Source organism: Pararhodobacter sp. SW119 (genome assembly GCF_017811755.1).
Lineage (GTDB): Bacteria > Pseudomonadota > Alphaproteobacteria > Rhodobacterales > Rhodobacteraceae > Pararhodobacter.
Genome location: NZ_JADDJF010000156.1, coordinates 1 through 1,195, shown reverse-complemented (window position 1 = coordinate 1,195; position 1,195 = coordinate 1). Strand labels below are relative to the sequence as shown.

Genomic DNA, 1,195 nt, shown 5'->3' with positions numbered 1-1,195 from the left:
AGTTCCGGGCATTCATGGCGGCACAGCCCGCCTGTCTGGTGGTGTTCGAGGCCTGCCCCAGCGCGAGCTATTGGGCGCGGGAGATGACGGCACTCGGGCACGAGGTGCGGCTGATTGCACCGCAATACGTTCGGCCCTTTGTAAAGCGGCAGAAGAACGATGCCGCCGATGCCGAGGCGATCGTGATCGCGGCGCGCCAGCCCGAGATGCGCTTCGTCGAGCCGAAGACGGCAGAGCAGCAGGCCAGGGCGGTACTGTTCCGCGGTCGCGAACGGCTGGTCCACCAGCGCACAGAACTCGTGAACGCGCTGCGGGCCGTGCTCTACGAATATGGTCATGTGTTCCCCATCGGCCTCTGCCACGTGAAGCGCATCGCGGCGGTCGTGGAGGATCCCGACTGCGATTTGCCCGCCCTTGTCACCGCGGAGTGCCAGGACCTGCTGGTGCAGATTGCAGAGAAAACGGAGAGGATAGAGGCGAAGACCAAGGCCTTGAAGGCGCTCGCGGCCGAGACTGACACAGCGCGACGCCTGCAGACGATGCCCGGTGTCGGCCCCCTGACCGCGCTGGCGGTTGAGGCCTTCGCCCCCGACATGGTAGAGTTCAAGAGTGGCCGGGACTTTGCGGCCTGGCTGGGGCTTGTGCCACGCCAGCACTCGACCGGCGGCAAGGCACGGCTCGGGCGGATATCGAAGGCGGGCCAAGCCGACATCCGGCGGCTCCTGATCATCGGCGCGATGTCGCGGATCACAGGCCGCGCGCGCCACAAGGTCCCGGCCGAGAGCTGGATCGGACGGAAGCTAGCGCGCAAGCCGAAGATGCTGGTCGGGATCGCGCTGGCCAACCGGATGGCGCGGCAGATCTGGGCGATGCTGACCAAGAACGAGGATTACCGAGATCCGGCGCTGGTGGCTGCATGATCTACATGTCGTAAGCAACCAATGTCGGTACCAAGGGGGTGTGAGAAGTCGACGACCTGAATGGGCGCATTGATCGAACAGATCTGGATTGGGAAAACCATGGTCGAACTCAGAGCGAAAAGCTCGGCCCGAAGATTTGGACCCGATCCGCAGATCACCATATTGGCCAGCGGCTTCTGGAAATGCCGCATAATGTAGGCCTGAAAGAAGTGCGCACTCGATCACACGCCAATAGGGTCACAGGCCTCTTGCATCACGGGCGGCAACCAAAGAAG

Annotated in this window: 1 protein-coding gene; it reads left to right on the top strand. The window is 63.5% G+C overall.

What is annotated here, in order from left to right; translation table 11 throughout:
• Positions 1–920 (top strand): IS110 family transposase (locus tag IM708_RS21010; RefSeq protein WP_209428495.1); only part of this gene is annotated, 920 nt, incomplete at its 5' end.
• Positions 921–1,195: the final 275 nt, after the last annotated feature.